The organism is Pseudonocardia tropica, assembly GCF_040105315.1.
GTDB classification, from domain to species: Bacteria; Actinomycetota; Actinomycetes; order Mycobacteriales; family Pseudonocardiaceae; genus Pseudonocardia; species Pseudonocardia alni.
Window position 1 is genome coordinate 252,591 of the sequence record NZ_JBEDNP010000002.1, and the last position, 22,646, is coordinate 275,236.

General features: G+C 75.3%; 19 protein-coding genes and 1 pseudogene. 12 read left to right on the forward strand and 8 right to left on the reverse strand.

The annotated features are described in order from the left end of the window. The first annotated feature begins 11 nt into the window (after positions 1-11). From tatC to WHI96_RS04500, 5 genes are all read left to right on the forward strand, one after another. Positions 12-1,022, forward strand: coding sequence for a twin-arginine translocase subunit TatC (tatC, locus tag WHI96_RS04480; protein WP_425571679.1), 1,011 nt, complete (start codon positions 12-14; stop codon positions 1,020-1,022). Between the two features lie 102 nt (positions 1,023-1,124). Then, positions 1,125-1,871 carry a UMP kinase gene (pyrH, locus tag WHI96_RS04485; protein ID WP_345650790.1) on the forward strand — a complete coding sequence of 249 codons (747 nt, stop codon included), beginning with the start codon at positions 1,125-1,127 and terminating at the stop codon, positions 1,869-1,871. A 73-nt stretch (positions 1,872-1,944) separates the two neighbouring features. Next, positions 1,945-4,851 (forward strand): DEAD/DEAH box helicase, encoded by a 2,907-nt coding sequence (locus tag WHI96_RS04490; RefSeq protein WP_345650793.1) that lies wholly within the window; start codon positions 1,945-1,947, stop codon positions 4,849-4,851. A gap of 82 nt (positions 4,852-4,933) precedes the next feature. Beyond that, complete coding sequence (locus tag WHI96_RS04495; protein WP_345650796.1) at positions 4,934-5,815, forward strand: DUF4333 domain-containing protein; 882 nt, start codon at positions 4,934-4,936, stop codon at positions 5,813-5,815. A gap of 68 nt (positions 5,816-5,883) precedes the next feature. Further along, a complete protein-coding gene (locus WHI96_RS04500) occupies positions 5,884-7,149 on the forward strand; it encodes a GNAT family N-acetyltransferase (RefSeq protein ID WP_345650799.1) in 1,266 nt (421 codons plus the stop codon). A 25-nt stretch (positions 7,150-7,174) separates the two neighbouring features. On the opposite strand, the gene WHI96_RS04505 is transcribed toward WHI96_RS04500, so the two are convergent. Continuing rightward, positions 7,175-7,954, reverse strand: a complete 780-nt coding sequence (locus tag WHI96_RS04505) for an SAM-dependent methyltransferase (protein ID WP_345650802.1) — start codon at positions 7,952-7,954, stop codon at positions 7,175-7,177. 66 nt (positions 7,955-8,020) lie between these two features. Here WHI96_RS04505 and WHI96_RS04510 point away from each other — a divergent pair, with 66 nt between their 5' ends. Further along, on the forward strand, positions 8,021-8,623 hold the full coding sequence (locus WHI96_RS04510) for a helix-turn-helix domain-containing protein (protein ID WP_308215792.1): 603 nt from the start codon (positions 8,021-8,023) through the stop codon (positions 8,621-8,623). 2 nt (positions 8,624-8,625) lie between these two features. Here the strand turns inward: WHI96_RS04510 and WHI96_RS04515 are convergent. After that, a pseudogene (locus WHI96_RS04515) lies at positions 8,626-9,962 on the reverse strand (M20 family metallopeptidase). After that, the gene (locus WHI96_RS04520; protein ID WP_224402490.1) at positions 9,959-10,924 is read right to left on the reverse strand and encodes a 5'-3' exonuclease; all 966 of its coding nucleotides are present in this window, start codon (positions 10,922-10,924) and stop codon (positions 9,959-9,961) included. Before WHI96_RS04520 ends, WHI96_RS04515 begins: the two are co-directional and overlap by 4 nt. Before the next feature lie 71 nt (positions 10,925-10,995). Here WHI96_RS04520 and WHI96_RS04525 point away from each other — a divergent pair, with 71 nt between their 5' ends. The 5 genes from WHI96_RS04525 to WHI96_RS04545 all read left to right on the forward strand — a co-directional run bounded on the left by WHI96_RS04525 (position 10,996) and on the right by WHI96_RS04545 (position 15,466). Then, positions 10,996-11,847, forward strand: a complete 852-nt coding sequence (locus WHI96_RS04525) for a GAF and ANTAR domain-containing protein (protein ID WP_425571677.1) — start codon at positions 10,996-10,998, stop codon at positions 11,845-11,847. Between the two features lie 129 nt (positions 11,848-11,976). Next, positions 11,977-13,104 (forward strand): M24 family metallopeptidase, encoded by a 1,128-nt coding sequence (locus WHI96_RS04530; protein ID WP_345650806.1) that lies wholly within the window; start codon positions 11,977-11,979, stop codon positions 13,102-13,104. A 115-nt stretch (positions 13,105-13,219) separates the two neighbouring features. Further along, positions 13,220-13,414: a PspC domain-containing protein gene (locus WHI96_RS04535; protein WP_345650873.1), complete on the forward strand. Its 195-nt coding sequence runs from the start codon at positions 13,220-13,222 to the stop codon at positions 13,412-13,414. Between the two features lie 267 nt (positions 13,415-13,681). After that, entirely contained in the window at positions 13,682-14,488 is an 807-nt protein-coding gene (locus WHI96_RS04540; RefSeq protein ID WP_345650808.1) for a PIG-L deacetylase family protein, read from the forward strand. 201 nt (positions 14,489-14,689) lie between these two features. Then, entirely contained in the window at positions 14,690-15,466 is a 777-nt protein-coding gene (locus WHI96_RS04545) for a polyprenol monophosphomannose synthase (protein WP_345650810.1), read from the forward strand. Positions 15,467-15,490: 24 nt separating this feature from the next. On the opposite strand, the gene WHI96_RS04550 is transcribed toward WHI96_RS04545, so the two are convergent. The 5 genes from WHI96_RS04550 to ligD form a co-directional block, all read right to left on the reverse strand. After that, positions 15,491-17,242, reverse strand: coding sequence for a DUF885 domain-containing protein (locus tag WHI96_RS04550; RefSeq protein WP_345650813.1), 1,752 nt, complete (start codon positions 17,240-17,242; stop codon positions 15,491-15,493). A 105-nt stretch (positions 17,243-17,347) separates the two neighbouring features. Then, positions 17,348-17,689 (reverse strand): RNA polymerase-binding protein RbpA, encoded by a 342-nt coding sequence (locus WHI96_RS04555; RefSeq protein ID WP_020627709.1) that lies wholly within the window; start codon positions 17,687-17,689, stop codon positions 17,348-17,350. Between the two features lie 241 nt (positions 17,690-17,930). Then, on the reverse strand, positions 17,931-19,256 hold the full coding sequence (locus WHI96_RS04560; protein WP_345650817.1) for an MFS transporter: 1,326 nt from the start codon (positions 19,254-19,256) through the stop codon (positions 17,931-17,933). A gap of 63 nt (positions 19,257-19,319) precedes the next feature. After that, on the reverse strand, positions 19,320-20,087 hold the full coding sequence (locus WHI96_RS04565) for a glycerophosphodiester phosphodiesterase family protein (RefSeq protein ID WP_345650820.1): 768 nt from the start codon (positions 20,085-20,087) through the stop codon (positions 19,320-19,322). 5 nt (positions 20,088-20,092) lie between these two features. Then, a complete protein-coding gene (ligD, locus tag WHI96_RS04570) occupies positions 20,093-22,096 on the reverse strand; it encodes a non-homologous end-joining DNA ligase (RefSeq protein ID WP_345650822.1) in 2,004 nt (667 codons plus the stop codon). Between the two features lie 113 nt (positions 22,097-22,209). On the opposite strand from ligD, the gene WHI96_RS04575 reads away from it, so the two are divergent. Further along, positions 22,210-22,437: a DUF3072 domain-containing protein gene (locus tag WHI96_RS04575; RefSeq protein ID WP_345650824.1), complete on the forward strand. Its 228-nt coding sequence runs from the start codon at positions 22,210-22,212 to the stop codon at positions 22,435-22,437. Positions 22,438-22,646: the final 209 nt, after the last annotated feature.

The window sequence follows — 22,646 nt, forward strand, 5'->3', positions numbered from 1 at the left end:
CCGACGGGACCATGACCCTGATCGAGCACCTCTACGAGCTGCGCAACCGGCTCGGCATCTCGCTCGCCGCGATCGTGGTGACGACGGTGTTCGGCTACATCTGGTTCGAGGTCTCGTTCTTCGGTCTCCCGAGCCTGGGTGAGCTGCTCAAGGAGCCGTACTGCTCGCTGCCGCCCTCGGCGCGCGCGTCGCTGACGGCCGACCCGAACGCCTGCACCCTGCTCGGCACCACCCCGTTCGACCAGTTCATGCTGCGCCTGAAGGTCGGGGCGACGGCCGGGGTGATCCTGGCCTGCCCGATCTGGCTCTACCAGCTGTGGGGCTTCATCACCCCGGGCCTGCTGACGAAGGAGCGCCGCTACGCGCTGGGCTTCGTCTCGGTGGCCGCGGTGCTGTTCGTCACCGGCGCGGTGCTCGCCTACCTGATCATCCCGCAGGCGCTCGGCTTCCTGCTGACCATCGGTAGCGAGATCCAGACGACGGCGCTGACCGGCACGTCGTACTTCTCGCTGGTCGTGAACCTGATCGTCATCTTCGGGGTCAGCTTCCTGATCCCGCTGCTGGTCGTCGCGCTCAACGCGGCCGGTGTCGTGTCCTACGACGTGCTCCGCCGCTCCCGGCGCGGGCTGATCTTCGGGCTGTTCTGCTTCGCCGCGATCGCCACGCCCGGCCAGGACCCGATCTCGATGCTGGCGCTGGCGTTCGCGCTGACCCTGCTGTTCGAGGGCGCCATCCAGGTCTGCCGGATCACCGACCGGCGCCGGGCCCGCCGTCGCGCCGCCGAGGGCTGGGACTCCCTGGACCCGGACGAGCCCTCGCCGCTGGACACCACGCCGTCGCCGATCGAGGGGCCGTCCCGGATCGAGCCGTCCCGGATCGAACCCCCCGCGCCGGTGTCGACCACCCGGGCACCCGTCGTCGCCCCGGACGGCGGCACCGCGGGTGCGGGGAACGGCCGCACCGGGGGTGCCGGGACGAACGGGACCGTGCCCGGGCCGCCCCGCCTTGACGACATCACCTGACCGGGGCGGTGCCGCGGATCCCCCCGCGGCCCCGTCCGGCACGGCTCCGTAGGCTTGCCCCCCGGATCGGGTCGGGCGGCACTGAGGAGCGGGTCGGGACAGATGAAGTACAACCGGGTGGTCATCAAGCTCAGCGGACAGGCGATGGCCGGTGCCGACGGCTTCGGGTTCTCCGCGCACGCCCTGTCCCACCTCGCCGACCAGATCCGGCAGATGCGTGCGCTGGGGGTGCAGGTCGCGGTCGTCGTCGGCGGCGGGAACGTGTTCCGCGGCAACCGCTCCGAGACCTGGGGGATCGACCGCGTCGAGGCCGACAACATCGGCATGCTCGGCACCGTGATCAACGGTCTCCTGCTGCGCGGCAAGCTCTCCGCGGGCGGCGAGGAGAACGTCCGCGTCATGACCGCGATCCCGATCAACGCCGTCGCCGAGCCGTTCCTGCGGCTGCGCGCCAAGCGGCACCTGGAGAAGGACGCGATCCTCATCTTCTCCGGCGGCAACGGGCAGCCGTTCATCACCACCGACTACCCGAGCGTGCAGCGTGCCCTGGAGATCGGCGCGGACGCCCTGCTGGTGGCCAAGCACGGCACCGACGGGGTCTACGACACCGACCCGCGCACCAATCCCGACGCCCGCCGCTACGAGCGCCTGCCCTACGACGAGGTGCTGTCGCGGCGGCTGGCCGTGATGGACCAGACCGCGTTCATCCTGGCCCGCGACCACGGCCTGCCGCTGCACGTGTTCGACATCGAGAAGGACGGCCTGATGGCCGCCATCTGCCGCGGCGAGCACCACGGCACGGAGATCAACCCCGACATCGTCGAGGCGGAGTTCGCCCGCCCGCAGTAGCCCGGCGGTGCCACGTGGCCCGGCTCACCCTGTGACGGAGCAGGGTGTCGGTGCCGTGTGACAGCCTGGGGCCGTGAATGGTTCCGCCGCCGACCCGGCCGCCGCGTACGCGGCGGCGAAGGCCCGCGCCGCCTATCCGCGGCTGGCCGAGTTCACCGGTCTGATGCCCTTCGACCTGGACCCGTTCCAGCGCGAGGCGTGCGAGGCCCTGGAGGACGGCCACGGCGTCCTGCTCTGCGCGCCCACCGGCGCCGGCAAGACCGTCGCGGGCGAGTTCGCCGTGCATCTGGCCCTGTCCGAGGGCCGCAAGTGCTTCTACACCACGCCGATCAAGGCGCTGTCCAACCAGAAGTACGCCGACCTGGTCGCCCGCTACGGCGCGGACGCGGTCGGCCTGCTCACCGGCGACACCGCGGTGAACGGCGACGCCCAGGTGGTCGTGATGACCACCGAGGTGCTCCGCAACATGATCTACGCCGACTCCGACAAGGCGGCGAACCGGCGGCTGGACCACCTCGGCTACGTGGTGATGGACGAGATCCACTACCTGGCCGACCGGTTCCGCGGCGCGGTCTGGGAGGAGGTCATCCTCCAGCTGCCCGAGCACGTCGCGGTCGTCGGGCTCTCGGCCACGGTCAGCAACGCCGAGGAGTTCGGCGACTGGCTGGTCGAGGTCCGCGGTGACACCCGCGTGGTGGTCGACGAGCACCGCCCGGTGCCGCTGTGGCAGCACATGATGGTCGGGAACCGGCTGTTCGACATGTTCGGTGAGCGGAGCACCCCCGGCGGGCCCGGTGAGGTCGTCGTCGACCCGGAGCTGGTCCGCTACACCCGCGAGATGGCGCGGCGGGACTTCACCACCTCCCGCGCCTCGGACCGGGCGGGCGACCGCGGGCCGCGCGGACGGGGTGGCCCGCAGCGCGGCCGCACCCGGGGCGGGAGGACCGACTCCACGGCCGTCGTCGGGCGGGGGCCGCGCGGGGGCGGGCCGTCGCGCGGGGGGTTCCGGCCGCCGTCGCGGGTGCAGGTGATCGACCGGCTCGACCGCGAGGGGCTGCTGCCCGCGATCACGTTCGTCTTCTCCCGGGCCGGCTGCGACGCCGCGGTCGGCCAGTGCGTGCGGGCCGGGGTGCGCCTGACCGTGCCCGAGGAGGTCGACGAGATCCGCCGGATCGTCGAGAAGCACACCGGCGACCTGCCGCAGGCCGACCTCGGCGTGCTCGGGTACTGGGAGTGGCGCGAGGCCCTCGAACGCGGCGTCGCCGCCCACCACGCCGGGCTGCTGCCGGCGTTCAAGGAGACCGTCGAGGAGCTGTTCGTCGCCGGCCTGGTGCGCTGTGTGTTCGCCACCGAGACCCTGGCGCTGGGCATCAACATGCCCGCCCGCACCGTCGTGCTGGAGCGGCTGGTCAAGTACAACGGCGAGGCCCACGTCGACCTCACCCCCGGCGAGTACACCCAGCTCACCGGGCGTGCCGGACGGCGCGGGATCGACGTCGAGGGCCACGCCGTCGTGCTGTGGGCACCCGGCATGGACCCGGAGCAGGTCGGCGGGCTGGCCTCCACCCGCACCTACCCGCTGCGCAGCTCGTTCCGGCCGGTCTACAACATGTCGGTCAACCTGGTCGGGCGCCTGGGCACCGACGCCGCCCGCGAGCTGCTGGAGCGCTCCTTCGGGCAGTTCCAGGCGGACCGCTCGGTGGTCGGGCTGGCCCGGCGGATCGACCGCAACACCGAGGCCCTGGACGGCTACCAGGAGGCGATGAGCTGCCACCTCGGCGACTTCGCCGAGTACGCCGACCTGCGCAGGCGCATCGCCGACCGGGAGAAGTCGCTGCGCCGCCAGAACACCGTCGCCGCCCGCGACGAGGCCTCGGAGTCGCTGCGCGAGCTGCGTCCGGGCGACGTGATCGCGGTGCCCTCGGGCAAGCGCGCCGGGATCGCCGTGGTGCTCGACCCGGGGATCGGGGCGGTGTCGGCCGCGGGCCGCGACGCCGAGGTCCGGCCGCTGGTGTGCACCGAGGACCGCTGGGCGGGACGGTTGTCGGCGGCGGACTTCCCGGACGCGGTGGAGGTGCTGGGCCGGATCAAGCTGCCGAAGCGGGTCGAGCACCGGTCCCCGCAGGTCCGCCGGGACCTGGCCTCCTCGCTGCGTGCCTCCCGGCTGGGGGAGGGGCGCGCCCCCGGGCGTCGTCGCCGGCCCGGGGTGCAGGACGACCCGGAGCTGTCGACACTGCGCCGGGCCCTGCGCGCGCACCCCTGCCACGGCTGCGACGACCGCGAGGCCCACGCCCGCTGGGCGGAGCGGCACGCGAGGCTGGAGCGGGAGACCGAGACGCTGCGGCAGAAGGTGCGGGCCACGACGCACTCGCTGGCCCGGGCGTTCGACCGGATCCGGGCGCTGCTCGCCGAGCGCGGCTACCTCGTCCCGGCGGGGGAGGCCGAGCCCGGCGAGGAGGAGATCACCGCGCACGGCCGGGTCCTGGCCCGGCTGTGGGGCGAGTCGGACCTGCTGGCCGCCGAGTGCCTGCGGCACGGCGCGTGGGACGGCCTGGAGCCCGACGAGCTGGCCGCGGTGGTCTCGGCGCTGGTCTACGAGTCCCGCCGCGACGACGCACCGATGCCGCGGCTGCCCACCGGCCCGGTGTCCGACGCGCTGGAGCGGACCGTTCGGCTGTGGGAGGAGCTCGACGCCGACCAGCGCCGGCACAAGGCCGAACGCACCCGCGCACCCGACCTGGCCTTCGCCTGGCCGATGCACCGGTGGGCCCGCGGCGAGTCCCTGGCACAGGTCCTGGAGGCCGCCGAACGGAACGGGCACGAGCTGTCCGCGGGCGACTTCGTACGCTGGACCCGGCAGGTCCTCGACCTGCTCGACCAGATCGCCGGGGTCGCCGGGCGGTCGAGCGCGGTCGGGAAGGCGGCCCACCGGGCCTCCGGTGCGGTCCGGCGCGGCGTGGTCGCGGCCGGTATGCAGTAGCAGTCACGAACAGCACCGGCAGTCACGAGCAGCACCAGCTGTCACGACGGCACGACGAGAGAGACGGGCGGACGAGTAGGCGATGAACAACCCGCAGGGACCGGACCGGCATCCCGAGGATGCCGCGGAGCGGACCGGGGAGATCCCCGCCTGGGGCACGCCACCGCCCGGCGGGTGGGGCGCCGACTCCGAGACCACCGGAGCCTGGTCCCCCGACCGCGACGACCGTGACGGCTGGGCCGCCCCCGACGCCGCCCACGACGCCGGCGGCGCACCCGCGCAGGGCACCGGCGGCTGGGACGCCGTCCCGCCCGCGGGCGGACGCCACAGCGGCGACACCGGCGGCTGGGCCGCCCACGACGGGGGCGCCGGGGACCCGGCCCGCGGCGAGCCGCTGTGGGGCGACGAGGCCGGCCCCGACACCGGCACCGACGGCGGATGGGCCGTCCCGACGGGGCGCCGCGCCCGTCGCCGGGCCGCCGAGACCGGAGCGCCCACCGACGCCGTCCCCGCGTCGTCGCCCGGGTCGCCCTGGGCCGACGCGCAGACCACCGCGGCCGTCCCGGCCGACGGCGGGTCCGGGCCGGGCGGATGGCAGAACCCCGGCCCCGGCGAGGACGAGCCCTGGGTCTCCCGGGACGCGGTCCGCTCCCCGTCGCGGACGCGGCGCTACGTCCTGGCCGGGATCGGCGCCGTGGTGGTGGCCGCACTCGTGGTCGGCGCGCTGTTCTGGGCGGGCGTGCTCGGCAGCGACCGGCTCGACCGCACCGCGCTGCAGGCCGGGGTCAACCAGGTCCTCACCCAGGACTACGGCCTGCAGGTCGGCGCGATCGCCTGCCCGGAGGACGTCGAGGTATCGGCCGGCACGCAGTTCACCTGCCAGGCCGTCGTCGACGGCGAGCAGGTGGAGGTCCCCGTGGTCGTGACCAGCGACCAGGGCGACTATCAGGTCGGGCGGGTCTGACCGGGCCGCGGTGGCGGGCCGGGTAATCGGCTGGCGCGCGGGGCGCGCGGACGCGAGGCTCGTCGGATGTGAGCCCCGATGACCCGTTCGCCCCGCACCCCGCCCCGCCGGCCGTCGCCCCCCACCCGGTCCGGCCCCTGACCGACCCCGCCGACCGGCGCCGCGCGTTCGACCTGTTCCTGGGCACCCTGCACCACGGCCCGATCACCGACGACGCGTGGGAGGCCCACGGGCAGGCCCCCGACGAGCACTGGCTCGGCGTCGTCGACCCCTCCGGTGCGGTGGTCGGGTCGGCGTACTCCTTCCCGACCCGGCTGACCCTGCCCGGCGGGGCCCGGGTCCCCGCCGCCGCGGTCAGCGGCGTCGGGGTGCGACCCGACCGGACCCGCGCCGGGCGTCTGACCGCGCTCATGCACGCCCAGCTGACCGCGGCCCGCGACCGCGGCGACGTCGCCGCGGTGCTCCGCGCGTCGGAGGCCGGCATCTACGGTCGCTACGGCTACGGCGTCGCCTCCCGCGCCGACCAGGTCCGCGTCACGGCGGGGGCGGCGTGGCGCCCGGAGGCCCCGGCCGGGGGCACGGTGCGGATGCTCGACCCCGACGAGGCGACCGGGCTGCTGCCCGGCCTGCAGGAGCGCCTCGCCGCGGACCGCCCGGGCGGGATGACCCGCTCCGCGCGCTGGTGGCGGCGGGCGCTGCGCCCCGCGGGCCCGTCCGCCGGCGAGTACAGGGGCGTGGCGGTGCACACCGGCACCGACGGCGTCGACGACGGGTTCGTGGTGTGGGGTGTCGCGGAGGGCGACCTGGCTACCGGCGGCACGGACGAGGTGCGGCTGCAGCAGCTCTGGGCCGCCGGGCCCGCCGCGACGGCCGGGCTGTGGCGGTTCCTGACCGGCCTCGACCTGGCCGGCGCGGTGACGAGCTGGGCACGTCCCCTCGACGAGGACCTCGACCTGGTGCTGGCCGACTCCCGGGCCCACCGGGTCACCGGCCGCGGCGACGACCTGTGGCTGCGCCTGCTCGATCCGGATGCCGCGCTGCGGGCCCGCGCCTGGGGCCCCGGCGGACCGGTCGTGCTGCGGGTGCACGACGCGTTCCTCGGCGACACCGGCACCTGGCGTCTCGCCGACGGCGCCGCCGAGCCCGCCGCCGGCACCGATCCGGACCTGGAGTGCACCGTCGACGCGCTGGCGGCGGCGTTCCTCGGCGACCGGTCGCCGTCGTCGCTGGTGGCGGCGGGCCGCTGGCGCGAGCACACCCCCGGCGCCCGGGCCCGGGCGGACGCGCTGTTCGCGGTGCCCGGACCGGCGCCGTGGTGCGGCACGTTCTTCTGAGCGTCCCCGCCGGCGACGCGGACGCTCAGGCCCGGCGGCGGGCCCGGACGACCGCGTCGTGGCCGGTCACCGTGCTGCCGTCGGGCAGCGTCACCGGACGCGGCCGCGCGTCGGCGACCAGGACCTCCCACCGGTCCGGGTCGAGCGCACCGGCGAGCTCGTGCTCGTCGGGGAACAGCTCCGGCTCCGGCGGGCGCGGGATCCCGGCGGCCAGGTCGCGCGGGTGGTGCAGCACCAGCAGCAGCGTCCCGCCGGGGGCGACGGCGTCGGCGAGCGCGGCGTACAGCGGGCGGCGCACGTCCGGGGGCAGGTGCAGGAACTGGGCGTTGACCAGGTCGTAGACGCCCGCGGCGGGCGGGGCGGAGCGCAGGTCGGCGGCGGTGAGGGTGACCGCGTCGGCCCACCCGGCCCGCTCGACGGCGGCCCGGGCCCGCTCCACCGCGACGGGGGAGACGTCGACGGCGTCCACCCGCCAGCCCCGCGCGGCGAGCCACACCGCGTCGCCGCCCTCCCCGCAGCCGACGTCGAGCGCCCGCCCGGGCGGCAGGTACGCGGCCTCGGCGACGAGGGCGGCGTTGGCGTCGCCGCTCCAGATCTGCGGACGGGTGTCGTAGTGGGCGTCCCAGAACGCCGCGGACCAGCGGTCCTCGGTCACGGTGGCTCCTCCGGTGGATGTGGTGGATGTGGTGGGCGCAGCGGCGGTGATGATGCCGGTGGCGAGTCCGTGCACCCGGTCGTCCGCGACGAGCGCGGCGACCCGGCGCTCGGACGCGGCACCGAACGGGTCTGCGGGAGAGGAGGTCATGGCACCACCCTGCGCGCCTCGGCGCGAGACTGGCAAACGTCGTTGCCGGGATGGCAAACTGCCGGTGTGGACGAGGCGATCGCGGACACCCTGGCCGGCGTCGGCCCCCGGCTGGCCGGGCTGCGCACCGCGCACGGCATGACCCTGGCCGACCTGTCGGAGGCCACCGGCATCTCGGTGAGCACGCTGTCGCGCCTCGAGTCCGGCGGGCGCCGTCCGACCCTGGAGCTGCTGCTCCCGATCGCGGCCGCCCACCAGGTGCCGCTCGACGAGCTCGTCGCCGCCCCACCGGTCGGCGACCCGCGGGTGCGGCTGCGGCCGCGCCGGGCCAACGGGATGACCGTCGTCCCGCTGACCGAGCGCCCCGGCGGGCTGCAGGCGTTCAAGATGCTCATCCCGTTCCGCGGCGACGAGCCCGACCCGCGGGTGCACGAGGGCTACGAGTGGCTCTACGTCCTCGACGGCAGGCTGCGCCTGGTCCTCGGCGGGCACGACGTCGTGCTCGGCGCCGGGGAGGCCGCCGAGTTCGACACCCACGTCCCGCACTGGTTCGGCTCCGCCGACCGCGACCGCGCCGTCGAGGTGCTCAGCCTGTTCGGCCCGCAGGGCGAGAAGGTCCACACCCGCGCCGCGCCGCGCGAGCGCCGCACCCCGGGCCACGGCGGCTGAGCTCAGTCGAAGAACGCGGGCACGTCCACCGGGCCGCCCGCCTCGGCGAACTCCGCCGCGACCGCCCCGCGCAGCACCTCGTCGTACAGCAGGTCGGCCACCACCGCCGCCAGCCCGGCGGCGCCGTCGAGCACCGCGCGGTCCCCGGCCGCGCTCGCGGCGGCCTCGGCGAACCCGGTGGTGTGCAGCGCGGTGCCCGGCTCCGCGATCGCGATCATCGGATGGATCGACGGCACCCGCAACGAGACGTTGCCCAGGTCGGTCGACCCCGTCTCGGTCTCCGGCACCACCCCGCGCGGATACACCGTGCGCCCCCGCCCGGCCTGGTGCACCGCCCAGCGCGCGGCGAGGGTCCGGTTGTGGCGGATCGGCAGGTACGGCGGGCGCGGGTCCCACTCCAGGGTGTGGCCGCAGCCGGTCATCGCCGCCGCCGCGACGGCGATCGCCTCCACCCGCGTGGTCAGGTCCCGCAACGTCTCCGGGCGCTGCGAGCGCAGGTAGTAGCGCGCCGCCGCCCGCTCCGGCACGACGTTGGGTGCCTGCCCACCGTCGACGACGACGCCGTGCACCCGGTCGGAGTCGGGGATGTGCTGGCGCAGCATCGCGATCCCCTGGTAGCCCAGGACGACCGCGTCCAGGGCGTTGCGGCCCCGGTGCGGCTGGGCCGAGGCGTGCGCGGCGACCCCGTGGTAGGTCACCTCCAGCTGACGGCGCCCAGGAACGGGTGGTCGGCGATGTCGTGGGCGAACGGGTGCAGCATCACCGCGGCGTCGACGCCGTCGAAGGCACCGTCGCGGGCCATCGTCTCCTTCCCGCCCCCGCCCTCCTCCGCCGGCGTGCCGAGCAGCACCACGGTGCCGCCCACCGGGTGCGCGGCGAGCACCCGCGCCAGCGCCAGGAACGCGCCCACCGCCGCCGAGCAGATCACGTTGTGCCCGCAGGCGTGCCCGATGCCGGGAAGCGCGTCGTACTCGGCGAGCACCGCGACCGTCGGGCCGTCCCCGGAGCCGAGCGTCGCCCGCAGCGCCGTGTCCAGCCCGTGCACGCCGACAGCGGCGTCGACCCCGTGCCCGGCCAGCAGCGCGGCCACCGCGGCGACCGAGCGGTGCTCGGAGAACGCGGTCTCCGGGTGGGCGTGCAGGTCGTGCGAGAGCGCCAGCAGCTCGTCCCGCAGCTCCTCGACCGCGGCCGCCACCGCCTCCCGCACCGCGGCGGGGGCGCCGTCGTCGGGGGAGGTGATCGGCTCGGCCGCCGCCGCGCGCACCGCGGTCTCCCGGGCCACGACCTCGTCGTACGCCGACGACGGCGGGACCGGCAGCCCGTGGTCCGGGCAGGTCACGACGACGCCGCCGCGTCCAGGGCCTTCCGCAGCCGCCCCACCGAGGACTCCAGACCCCACCGCCGTGCCAGCTCGTCGAGCCGGTCCGGGTCGGCGAACGACGCCGGGAGCACGTCGTCGCGGCTCAGGTCGACCTCGGCGTCGGTCCGCACCCGCACCACCGGCTCGACGACGTCGAGGTAGTCCCGCGCCGCCGCCAGCTTCGCCCGCGGCCCCGCCCCGATCCGGGTGTCGCCGTCGCCGACCGCGGCCAGCAGCTCCGCCCACGAGCCGAACCGGCCCACCAGCGTCGCCGCGGTCTTCGCCCCGACCCCGGGCACCCCGGGCAGCCCGTCGGAGGGGTCCCCGCGCAGCATCGCCATCTCCGCGTACGCCGCGCCCGCCCGCTCCCGGGGCACCCCGAACTTCTCGGCGACGTCGTCCGGGCCCAGGTTCTCGGCCTTGTTCAGCCCGCGGCCGATGTACAGCAGCCGCACCGGCGGGGCGTCGCGCACGATCTGCATGAGGTCCCGGTCCCCGGACACCCCCAGCACCGGGTCCGAGGCCTCCCGGTGGGCCAGGGTCCCGATCACGTCGTCGGCCTCGCAGCCCACGGCCCCGCCGGTCGCGATCCCCGCCGCGGCCAGCACCTCCATGATCAGCGGCACCTGCGGGGCGAGGGTGTCCGGCACCTCCTCGGGCACCCCGGCCGGCACCTCGTCGCCGGCCCGGCCCGCCTCCACCCGGTGCGCCTTGTACGACGGCAGCGCGTCCACCCGGAACGCCGGCCGCCAGTCCAGGTCGAGGCAGGCCACCAGCCGCACCGGGCGGTGCTCGGTGACCAGCCGCGCGATCATGTCGGTGAACCCGCGCACCGCGTTCACCGGCGTCCCGTCCGGGGCGGTGACGCTCTCCGGCACGCCGAAGTAGGCACGGAAGTACATGCTCGCGGAGTCCAGCAGCATCAGCGGGCGCTCACTCATGCCGCGAGTCTGGCACCGCCGCCGTACCCGGGTGGGCGCCACACCCGCGCGGACCGTGCAGAATGCCCGGTGTGGAGAACAGCGGAACCACCACGAACAGCGGACCTGCTGCGGTCACCGGGCGCGACGACTGGACCGCCGAGCGGGATCTGTTTGTCGTCACCGAGCAGCGCGGTGGCCCCGCCGAGGACGCCCTGGCCGACACCGGCCCGCTCGCCCGCGAGTTCGCCGCCCTCACCGGCGCCCTGCTCGCCTCCGGCTCGGTCGCCGACGTCCTCGCCCGGGTCGTCGCCGCGGTCCGCCGGGTCGTGCCCGGCGCGGACATGGTCAGCGTCACCCTCCGCGACGACGACGGCCGCTTCCACACCCCGGTCGAGACCGACCCCGCCGCCTCCTCGATCGACGAGGCCCAGTACACCAGCGGCTGCGGCCCCTGTGTCGAGGCCGCCCGCGCCGACGGTCCCGCGCTGGCCTTCTCCGACGACCTCGCCGCCGAGAGCCGCTGGAGCGACTTCGCCCACGCCGCCGTCGGGCACGGGTTCCACTCGGTGCTGGCGGTCTCGCTGATCCCCGACGCCGAGCCGCCGCGGCTGCCCGGCGCGCTCAACGTCTACGCCACCGACCGCCGGGCGTTCACCTCCGCCGACCGCGACCGCCTGATCCTGCTCGCCACGCACGCGTCGCTGGCCCTGGCCACCTGCGTCGCCGTGTCCGACGCCGGGCTCCAGGAGACCCAGCTGCGCCAGGCGATCGCCTCGCGCGACGTGATCGGCCAGGCCAAGGGCATCCTGATGGCGCGCCGCGGGCTCACCGCCGAGGAGGCCTTCGACGTGCTCCGCCGTACCTCCCAGGACCTCAACGTCAAGCTCGTCGAGCTCGCCGGGACCGTCACCGCGCACCCCACCGCGCTCGACACCGACTGACCCGCCCTCCGGCTCCGCAAGCGTCCGGTCACGCAGCGCGTCCGGACGCCCACCGGCCCCCGCCCGGCCCACGCCGCGGTGCTCCGGGTGGCGGTCGTGTACCCCCCGTGCCCGCCTACGCTCACGGTCATGACCGATGCCGTCCCCACCGAGCTGCTCGCCGACCGGCTGCGCCGTGCCGGTGAGCACGCCGCCGAGCAGGGCACCGACGTGCTGTTCCTGACCCCGGGAACCGACCTGCGCTACCTGACCGGGTTCGACGGGTCCTCGCACGAGCGCCTGACCTGCCTGATCGTCCCGGCCGCCGGGCACCGGGCGCCGCCCGCGCTCGTCGTCCCGTCGCTGGAGGCGCCCGGGTTCGCCGGTGTGCCGCTGGAGGCGCTCGGCATCGACCTGGTCACCTGGACCGACGGCGAGGACCCGTACCTGCTGGTCAGCGACCTCGCCGGCGGCCCCACCCGGATGTCGGTCGACGACGACATGCCCGCCCGCCACGTCCTCGGCCTGCGCCACGCCTTCCCCGACGTCCCGCAGTACCTCGGCGGCACCGTGCTGCGCGAGCTCCGCATGCGCAAGGACCCGGCCGAGATCGACCGCCTGCGCGAGGCCGGCGCCGCCATCGACCGGGTGCACCGACGGATGGGTGAGTTCCTGCGCCCCGGCCGCACCGAGGCCGAGGTCGGCGCCGACATCACCGCCGCGATCATCGCCGAGGGCCACACCGAGGCCGCGTTCGTCATCGTCGGCTCCGGCCCCAACGGCGCCAGCCCGCACCACGACGTCTCCGACCGCGTGATCGAGGCCGGCGACGTCGTCGTCATCGACATCGGCGGGCCGCTGCCCGGCGGCTACAACTCCGACTGCACCCGCACCTACGCCGTCGGCGGCGAGCCCGGACCGGACGTCAAGGAGACCTACGCGGTGCTGCAGGAGGCCCAGGAGCGCGCCGTCGCCGCCGTCCGGCCCGGTGCCACCGCCGCCGACATCGACGCCGCCGCCCGCGAGCACATCGCCGCCGCCGGGCACGGTGAGCACTTCATCCACCGCACCGGGCACGGCATCGGCCTCGACGTGCACGAGGAGCCCTACATCGTCGGCGGCAACGACCTCGTCCTCACCGAGGGCATGACCTTCTCGATCGAGCCCGGCATCTACCAGGCCGGCAGGTGGGGCGCCCGGATCGAGGACATCGTCGTCGTCACCGCCGACGGCGTGGAGCGGCTCAACACCACCGCCCGCGACCTCGTCGTCCTGTAACGACCCCCGGGGCGCGTTCGGGGTCACCCTCCGGGTGTTCCCCGAGCGCGCCGGGCCCCGGTGGTGCCAGGGTGGGGGAGGTCCCACCCGCACCACGAAGGAGCACCCCGTGAACATGCCCGTGACCCAGCGTCTCGTCCGTCCCCGCAACGGGAAGGTGATCGCCGGGGTCTGCGCCGGGCTGGCCGACCGTTTCGGGATGGGTCGCAACACCGTGCGGTTCCTGTTCGTGCTGTCCTGCCTGCTGCCCGGCCCGCAGTTCGTCATCTACCTGGCGCTCTGGCTGATCATGCCGAGGAGCACCGTCTGACCGGTGTGAGCGCCGTCGCGGGGCCCCGGTGTGGACCCGTGACGGCGGCCCTGCCATCATCTCCCGCGTGATCGAGCCGACGACCGCCGCCGCCGCGCGCCCCGTGCGCGCCGCCGTGTGTCGCTGTCGTCGGGGTCCGTCCCCGCGCGGCTGACACCGCCGTCCCGGCTCACCGTCCGTGGACCGCTCGCGCCGCCCGGGTACCGACCCGCTCCGGACCCGTGTCCGTACCGGCCGCCCCGGCCCCGCACGCGAAGCGATCACCAGGTGCACACCCTCTCCGGCCAGACCGTCCTGGCCCTGCACGCCCACCCCGACGACGAGTCGATCTTCACCGGCCTGACCCTGCGCCGTCTTGCCGACGCGGGCGCCCGCGTCGTGCTCGTCATGGCCACCGGCGGCGACCTCGGCGGGTCCCGCCTCCCCCTGGAACCCGGCGAGACCGTCCCCGACCGCCGCCGCCGCGAGCTCACCGACGCCGCCGCCCTGCTCGGCGTGCACCGCCTGGTGCTGCTCGGGCACCGCGACTCCGGTCTGCCCGGCGGCCCCGGCCTGCGCCATCCGCGCGCCCTCGCCGCCGCCGACCCCGTCGCGCTCGGCCGCGCCGTCGCCGAGATCGTCGACGCCGAGGGCGCGGGCACCGTCCTGCACGACGACGACGCCGGCATCTACGGCCATCCCGACCACCGCGCCGCGCACGCCGCGGGCGCCATCGCCTGCTCGCTCACCGGTGCCCGCGGCTACCGGATGACCGTCGACCGCGAGCACCTCGCGCTGGCCGCGCGTGACCGGCACCTCGTCCACGGTGCCGCGCACGCCGCGGGCGTCGGCTACGGCCGGGTCACCGCCGAGATCGCCGTCGCCGTCGGGGGCGGCCCGGCCGAGCTCGCCGTGAAGCGGGCCGCGATGCTCGCCCACGCCAGCCAGATCGCCCCGGACGCGGTCGACGAGGCGGGCTTCGCCGCCGCCTACGGCTACGAGTGGTTCCTCCCCGGCGAGAACACCGGCGGCCGGGCCCGCGGCGGTGTCCTGGAGGCGCTGGGCAACGCCCACCTGCTCGCCGGGACCCGCTGACCGCAGCCCCCGTCCCGCGCCCGCTCCCGCCCCGGGTCCGGTCCCGCGTCCGGTGCCGCCGCGTCGGGCGGTCGCGGCGCTCCACTACGCTGTCCGCACGACCGCGCTCCGCCGCAGCACGACGAGCGGTGACCGAGCAGGTGCGGTCGGTACGGGTAGGGTCGTCCGGTCGACACCGATCGGGCGGGGGAGAGGACGAGCATGGTCGAACCGCCGGGCCCGGTCCTGGTCGTGGTTCCCACTTACGACGAGCGGGAGAACCTCGGTCCCGCCGTCGCGCGGCTGCACGCCGCGCTGCCCGACGCCGACGTCCTCGTCGTCGACGACGCCAGTCCCGACGGCACCGGGGAGCTCGCCGACGCCCTCGCCGCCGCCGACGAGCGGGTCCGCGTCCTGCACCGCTCCGGCAAGGACGGCCTCGGCGCCGCCTACCTCGACGGCTTCCGGCACGCGCTGACCGGCGAGCACCAGGTCGTCGTCGAGATGGACGCCGACGGCTCGCACGCCCCCGAGGACCTCCCCGCGCTGCTCGCCGCCCTGACCGACGCCGACGTCGTCCTCGGCTCCCGCTACGTGCCCGGCGGGCGCGTCGTGAACTGGCCCTGGCACCGCGAGCTCCTCTCCCGCGGCGGCAATCTCTACTCCCGCCTCGCACTCGGCGTGCCGCTGCGCGACATCACCGGCGGCTACCGCGTCTACCGGCGCACCGTGCTCGAGCAGCTGCACCTGGACTCGGTCGCCTCCCAGGGCTACTGCTTCCAGGTGGACATGGCCTGGCGGGCCCTGCAGGCCGGGTTCCGGGTCAGCGAGGTCCCGATCACCTTCACCGAGCGCGAGCGCGGTGCGTCCAAGATGAGCGGCGGCATCGTCGCCGAGGCGCTGTGGCGGGTCACCTGCTGGGGCCTGTCGCACCGGCTCGGCCGCGACATCCCCCAGCGCCCCGCGGGGCCGGTCACCGAGGGCGCCGCACACGGCTGAGCCGCGCGGCGCCCCCGGGTGCGCTCAGGCGCGCGCCGGCAGGGCCGCCAGCTCCGGCACCAGGTCGTCGAGACCCAGCGTGCCCTGCGCGAGCGCGGCGGCGTGCCACGCGGCGAGGTCGAACTCCTCCCCGCGGGCGGCGTGCGCGGCCCGGGCCCGCTCCCGCCCGGTCAGCCAGGCCCGCTCGCCCAGCTTGTAGCCGATCGCCTGGGCCGGTCCGCCGAGGTAGCGCAGCAGCTCCGAGTCGGCCATCGCGTCCCCGCCGCCGACGTGCCGGCCGAAGAACTCCCGCCCCAGCTCCGGGGTCCACCGCCGACCGGCACCGACCGGGGAGTCGTCGGGGACCGGCAGCGACAGGTGCATGCCCAGATCGATCACCACACGCACCGCGCGCAGCATCTGGGCGTTGAGGTAGCCCAGCCGCGAGCCCGGGTCGGAGTGGTGGCCCAGCTCGTCCATCAGCCGCTCCGCGTAGAGCGCCCAGCCCTCCACGTCCGCGCTCACCGCACCCACCAGCGACGTCTGGAACGTCGACAGCTCCCGGCTGCGCACCGCCCACGACGCCAGCTGCAGGTGGTGGCCCGGGACGCCCTCGTGGTACCAGGTGCTGATCAGGTCCCAGAGCGGGTAGCGGTCGTCCTCGCTCGCGGGCAGCCAGGTCCGGCCCGGCCGCGAGAAGTCCAGCGCCGGCGGTGTGTAGTACGGCGCCGCCGCACTGCCCGCCGGCGCCAGCCGGGACTCGACCTCCCGCAGCCGGCCGGACAGGTCGAAGTGGACGCCGTCGAGCTCGGCGATCGTGTCGTCCATGATCTTCTGCAGGTGCGCCCGGGCGGCCTCCCCGCCCACGACGACCCCGGTCGAGCCCCCGTCGGTCTCCAGGAGCTCCATCGCCTCGCGCACGCTGCCGCCGGGCACGATCCGCGCGGCCTCGACGGCCATCTCCTCGCGGATCCGGCGGAACTCCGACCAGCCCCACTCGTAGACCTCGACGGTGTCGATGTCGGCGCCGTTCCAGAACCGGTTCGCGATGCGGTACCGGTCGGGGCCCACGCCGTCCGGGGTCCCCTCCGCGGCGGGCAGGTACTCCGCGGCCAGCCAGTCCCGCAGCTCGCCCAGCGCCGCCGTCGCCTCCCGCGCACCGCGGTCGAGGTCGGCGCGCACGGCGTCACCGACGGAGGCGTCCGCGGCGAACCCGGCGAACCAGCCGCGGCCGCCGGCGTCGCCGTTCCAGGCGTCGATCTGCCCGGTCACCCGCACCACCTGGCGCGGGGCGGCGAACAGCCCGCGACGGCGTCCCTCCGCCAGCGACGCCCGGTACCCGGCGAGGGCCTCGGGGACCCGCGCCATCCGCGCGGCGACGGTGGCCCAGTCCTCGTCGCCGTCGACCGGCATGAGGGTGAACGCGGTCCGCAGGGTCGCCAGCGGTCCGAACAGCTCCTGCACCGCGCGCAGCGGCTCCCCGGAGGTCAGGTGGTCGAGCTGGGCGCCGAGACGCTCGCGCAGCAGCCGTGCGCAGCGACGCTCGTCGGGGTCCGCGGGCTGCCGGGCGCCCGTGGTGGTGTCCAGTCGCTCCAGGGTCTCCCGGCAGGCGGCGACGAGCGCGGCGGTGCCGTCGGGGGAGAGGTCGGGCAGCTCGTCCTGCCGCTCGGTCCAGCCGAGGTCGCCGGCGAGGACCGGGTCGAGCTCGGCGAGGCGCCGGACGTGGTCGTCGGCGAGGTCGCGGACATCCCGGGCGGGGCGGGAGGGGCTGGTGGTGCGGGTCTGCTGATCGTTCATCACCGGTCATCATGCCCGCACGCGACGGAGCCCGGACCCCCTGAGGGATCCGGGCTCCGTGGTCACCGGGTGGTGGTCCGGTGTGTGCCTGCGGTGCGGCCGGGATCAGGCGATCTCGGCGCGCCGCTCGCGCAGCAGCTCCAGGCGCTCGTCGAGCAGCTCCTCGAGCTCGGCGATCGACCGGCGCTCGAGCAGCATGTCCCAGTGCGTACGCGGCGGCTTCTGCTTCTTCTGCTCCGGCTCGGTCCCGTCCACCCGACGACCGACGCCGCCCTGCGGGGACTCCCACGTCGCGGGAGCCTCGGCGTCGTTCGCGAACGGCACCTGGAACTCGTAGCCGGACTCGGACACATAACGGACCATCTGCCGCGGCGCCAGGTCGTGGTTGCGGTCCGTCTCGTAGCTGACAGCCCCGAGCCGGCTGCCACGCAGAACGCGGTCGGCCATGCGTCACCCTCCTGTAGCGCGATGTCGAGGGAGCACCTCGACGGTTACGTCTTCGCCACCGGGTGTAACGTACGTGGAGCTACGGTATTCCGGCGGCAGGGCAGAACAGACCCGCTCGAGTTACCTCGCGGTAACCCGCTCTGCGCCCGATTGACCAGTGTTCCCTATCGCCGCCCGTTACACACTCCGATGTGACGTGTCAGCCATGTGTGACGGTGCTCACCGGGGCGTCGACGAGTGTTCACACAGCCGACCGGACCGGTGCACGGCCGGGGGAGCGCACCGGCAGCAGCGCGACCAGTCCCGCTGCCAGGACCAGCACGATCCCGACCGTCCCGGCCCGGTCCGAGCCGAACACGTAGGTGAACAGACCGATGAGCGCCGGCGCCAGGAACGACACCGCGCGCCCGGTCGTCGCGTACAGACCGAACAGCTGGCCCTCCTGCTGCGGCGGACACACCCGCAGCAGGTACGACCGCGACGACGCCTGCGCCGGCCCCACGAACAGCCCCAGGACCAATCCGAAGATCCAGAACATGGTCGGCCCGGACACGAACAGCAGGATCACACCCACCGCCACGCTCCCGGCGAGCGACCCTGCGACGACGGCCTTGGGCCCCAGCCGGTCGTCCAGCCGGCCGCCGACCACACAGCCCAGCGCCGCGACCACGTTGATCGCCACACCGAAGATCAGCACCTGGCCCGGCTCCAGCCCGTACACCGTCACCGCCAGGACCCCGCCGAAGGCGAAGACCGCGTTGAGGCCGTCCCGGTACAGCGCGCTCGCCCCGAGGAAGTACACCGTGTGCGGGCTGGCCCGGTAGAGCGCGCGCAGGTCGGCCACCAGCCTGCGGTAGGAACCGGCCACGCCCAGCTTCGGTGCGTCCGGCGCCACCGCTGGAGTCTCGGGCAGCAGGAGGAACATCGGCGCGGCGAACACCGCGAACCACACCGCCGCCACCAGCACCGCGATCCGCACGTCCAACCCGTCGGCGGTGGGGACACCGAGCAGGCCGCCGTCGCCGGACAGCAGGAACGCGTACACCCCGAGCAGCAGCACGATCCCGCCGATGTAGCCCAGCGACCAGCCGAAGCCCGACACCCGCCCGACCGTCGTCGGCGTCGACACCTGCGCCATCAGCGCGTAGTACGACACGTACGCCAGCTCGACGAAGATCGACGCCATGCCCAGCAGCAGCAGACCGAGCCACAGGTAGGACCAGTCGTCGCGGACGAGGAACATCCCGGCCATGCAGAGCACGACCAGCGCCGTCCACACCCCGGTCGCCCGCAGCCGCCGCCCCGTGCGGTCCGCGCTCTGACCGACCACCGGCGCCATCAGTGCGATCAGCACCCCGGCGGCCGCGGTCGACCACGCCAGCCAGCTGTTCGCACTGACCGAGCCCGGCAGGTCCGCCCCGACGGCGTCGGTCAGGTACACCGAGAACACGAAGGTCAGCGCGATGTGCTGGAACCCCGAGGAGCCCCAGTCCCACAGCCCCCAGGCCCACAGCCGGGATCGGCGGGGCGGGGCCGGCTCTGCGGTCGGAGCGGTCGAGGCGGTCACGGCGCGAGCGTATCGACGCCCGCGGGACCCGGCCTCCGATCATCTACGCAGGCGCCCACCCGGTCAGCTCCCGACGACGTCGAGCAGCCGGTCCGGCCGGTCGGACAGCAGCCCGTCCACCCCGAGGGCCAGCAGCCGTCGCATCTGCTCGGTCTCGTCCACCGTCCACACGTGCACCTCGTGCCCGGCCTGGTGCGCCGCCTCGACGAACCGGCGGTCCGACGCCACCGGGATCAGCCCGAACATCGGCGGGACCTGCGCGAACATCCCCGCCGACGCCGGCAGCAGCCGGCCGGGGACGCCCCACGCGCGGGCCCGCAGCGCCACCACCTCGGCCTGTCCCATCGACGTGCACAGCCTCGGCCCGGCCAGCCTCCGGGCGACGCCCAGCCAACGGGCGGAGAACGAGCCCAGGCACACCCGGTCCCAGGCGTCGGCGGCGTCGAGCACCGCCAGTGTCGGTGCGACGACCCCGGCCGACTTCAGCTCGATCGTCACCCGTACCCCGGGGACCGCCGCGAGCACCTCGGCCAGTCGCGGCAGCGGCTCGGTGCGTTGTGTCCCCGTGACCCGCACGGTGTCGAGCTCCGCGGCGGGGCGCGCGTCGATCCGGCCGGTGCCGTCGGTGGTGCGGTCCAGCGTCGGGTCGTGGTGCACGAACGGGACCCCGTCGGCGCTGGCGTGCACGTCCATCTCGACGTAGCGCAGACCGTGGTCGGCGGCGGCGGTGAACGCGGCGACGGTGTTCTCGCAGCCGGTCAGCTCGCCGATGTGCCAGCCACGGTGGGCGTAGGCGCGGGGGTGCGGACCGTCGAGGTACGGGTGGTGCACGGCGGTCAGCCTGGCACCTGCCCGATCACGCCACCACGGGGGAGCCGGAAACCCTCGGTGTCGATCAGGGGACGCATCAGGTCCCCGTGCGTGTCCAGCCGTGCCGGGAGGTCGTCGAGGGTGAACACCAGGTCCGCGGGCTCGCGGCAGCCCTCGACCTCCGCCCACGTCACCGGCGTCGCCACCGTGGGGCGGTCGCGGCCGCGCAGCGAGTAGGAGGCGATGGTGGTCTTGGCGGTGTTGTTCTGGCTCCAGTCGACGAAGATCTTCCCGCGCCGACGGGCCCGGGTCATCACCGCGATCACCTCGCGCCGGTGCTCCTCGGCGAGTCGCTCGGCCACCTCACGGGCGAACCCGCTGGTCCGTTCCGGGTCGGTGACCCGCGCCGGCAGGTAGAGCTGCATCCCCTTCCCGCCCGACGTCGACGGGTACACCGCCAGCCCGTGCCCGTCGAGCAGGTCCCGCAGCCACAGCGCCACCCGGCAGCAGTCCACGACCGTGGTGCCCTCGCCGGGGTCCAGGTCGAACACCACCCTGTCCGGCGGGTGGCGACCGTCGCGCTGGCCGAGACGCCACTGCGGCACGTGCAGCTCCAGCGCCGCCAGGTTCGCCGCCCAGGCCAGCCCCTCGGCGTCGGAGAGCACCGCGAAGTCCGCGGACTCCGACCGGCCGCCGGGCGTCCCGACGCGGGCGGTGCGCAGCCAGCCCGGCGCGTGCCGGGCCACGTTCTTCTCGAAGAACGACGGCCCCTCCACCCCGTCCGGCCAGCGCTTGAGCGTCGCCGGCCGGGCGTCGAGGTGCGGCACCATCACCTCGGCGACGGCCAGGTAGTGGCCCAGCACGTCGGCCTTGGTCGTGCCGGTGGCGGGGTAGAGCACCTTGTCCGGGTTGGACAGCGACGCCCGCCCGTACCCCTCGCGCCGTGCCGTCCCGCGCTGTGCCGTCCCGCGCTGTGCCGTCCCGCGCTGTGCCGTCCCGCGCTGTGCCGCCTGCCGGCTCGCACCGTCCACCCGGACCTCCCGCCAGTCGTCGCCCGCGCCCTCGGGGTACCGGGAACCGGCCCGGACGGCGACCACCCCGGGCAGGCCCTGGTCGCGCACCGCGTCGAGCAGCCGGGCACCCGCGTTCGGGTACGACGGCGCCGCCCGCCGGTGCGGCCCGTCCAGCGGCAGTTCCTCCAGCAGCGCGCGACGCTGCTCGGCGGGCAGCGCCCGGACGTCGCGGCCGCCGGTGTGCAGGACGTCGGCGACCCACAGCTCGCCGCGTCCGGTCAGCTCGGCGTCGAGCAGGTGCCCACCGGCGCCCAGGGCGGGCCCCAGGCCCCGCAGCGCACCCGGCGGGTCGAACGGCTCCCCAGGACGGCCCTCGTCGTCCACGGGGCGCAGGGAGAGCCGGCCGCCGTCCACTCGCACCAGTACCCGGCGGCCACCGAAGACCGGGCGGACCGTCCAGCCGTCCCCGGTGGGCAGCCGGTCGGCGGGGCGGGGGACGGCCAGGACGACGTCGCGGGGGAGCGGGTCGCCCCCGGCGTCCATGCCGTCGGGCTGGTCCCGGGTGCGGCGCAGCAGCCAGTTGTCCTTCCGCCCGCCGGAGCTGCGGTGCAGCAGCACGAACCGGCCGCGGACGCGCCCGCCGTGCAGGACGAACGCGATCTCGCGGTCGTTCCACTTCTCGGTGTCGTAGCGGCCGTGGTCCCAGATCGCCATCCCGCCGCCGCCGTACTCGCCGCGCGGGATCTCCCCGGAGAACTCCAGGTACTCCAGCGGGTGGTCCTCGGTGCGCACGGCCATCCGGACCGTCTCGGAGTCCTCGGGCAGTCCCTTGGGGACCGCCCACGACGCCAGGACGCCGTCGCGCTCGAGCCGCAGGTCCCAGTGCAGCGCCGTCGCGTGGTGCTCCTGGACGACGAACCGGTCACCGACGGCGTCCGATGGGCCGGCGTCGCGCTCAGGCACCGGCTCGGGCGTGCGCCGCGCATCGCGCCGGCGGCGGTACTCGTCCAGGGGCACAGCGGCAGCGTAGTGACCGGCACCGACACCGACCGGGTCGTCGTTATGACAGTCCCGGTGGAGCCCGTCCGGCTCGACGTGCGGGGAGAGCCGGTCGAAGATACGTTCGACCCATGACCAACGACCACAGCACCGACGCCGTCGACCCCGGGACGGCCGAGAAGGACCCCGCGGACTGGACGACCGGCGACGAGCCGATGACCGGCCCGCAGCGGTCGTACCTGGCGACGCTGCTCCAGCAGGCCGGGCAGGACGCCCCGGAGGGCCTGGACGAGCTGACCAAGGCCGAGGCGTCGAAGCGGATCGACGAGCTGCAGGACGCCACCGGCCGCGGGAACTGAGCCCGGCGTTCTCGACCGACGGCGTGGTGTGGACCGGCCCCGGACGTGTCCGGTCGCGGCAGGCTTTCCCACTCCACCGTTGAGCCGATAATGCACGTTATGACAGTTTGAGCGTTGCGGGTCCACTCACCGAGGTCGCCGTCCCCACCCCCCGTACGGCGTCATGCCGCAAGGATCACCCGGCCCCGGTGCCTCCGCGACCGTCCGGC

Coding starts and splice junctions, on each gene's coding strand:
- WHI96_RS04550 (WP_345650813.1), bottom strand. CDS start 17,242: ATGAACGATCAGCAGACCCGCACCACCAGCCCCTCCCGCCCCGCCCGG.
- WHI96_RS04545 (WP_345650810.1), top strand. CDS start 14,690: ATGGTCGAACCGCCGGGCCCGGTCCTGGTCGTGGTTCCCACTTACGAC.
- WHI96_RS04520 (WP_224402490.1), bottom strand. CDS start 10,924: ATGAGTGAGCGCCCGCTGATGCTGCTGGACTCCGCGAGCATGTACTTC.
- WHI96_RS04575 (WP_345650824.1), top strand. CDS start 22,210: ATGACCAACGACCACAGCACCGACGCCGTCGACCCCGGGACGGCCGAG.
- pyrH (WP_345650790.1), top strand. CDS start 1,125: ATGAAGTACAACCGGGTGGTCATCAAGCTCAGCGGACAGGCGATGGCC.
- WHI96_RS04495 (WP_345650796.1), top strand. CDS start 4,934: ATGAACAACCCGCAGGGACCGGACCGGCATCCCGAGGATGCCGCGGAG.
- tatC (WP_425571679.1), top strand. CDS start 12: ATGACCCTGATCGAGCACCTCTACGAGCTGCGCAACCGGCTCGGCATC.
- WHI96_RS04555 (WP_020627709.1), bottom strand. CDS start 17,689: ATGGCCGACCGCGTTCTGCGTGGCAGCCGGCTCGGGGCTGTCAGCTAC.
- WHI96_RS04505 (WP_345650802.1), bottom strand. CDS start 7,954: ATGACCTCCTCTCCCGCAGACCCGTTCGGTGCCGCGTCCGAGCGCCGG.
- WHI96_RS04530 (WP_345650806.1), top strand. CDS start 11,977: ATGACCGATGCCGTCCCCACCGAGCTGCTCGCCGACCGGCTGCGCCGT.
- WHI96_RS04535 (WP_345650873.1), top strand. CDS start 13,220: ATGCCCGTGACCCAGCGTCTCGTCCGTCCCCGCAACGGGAAGGTGATC.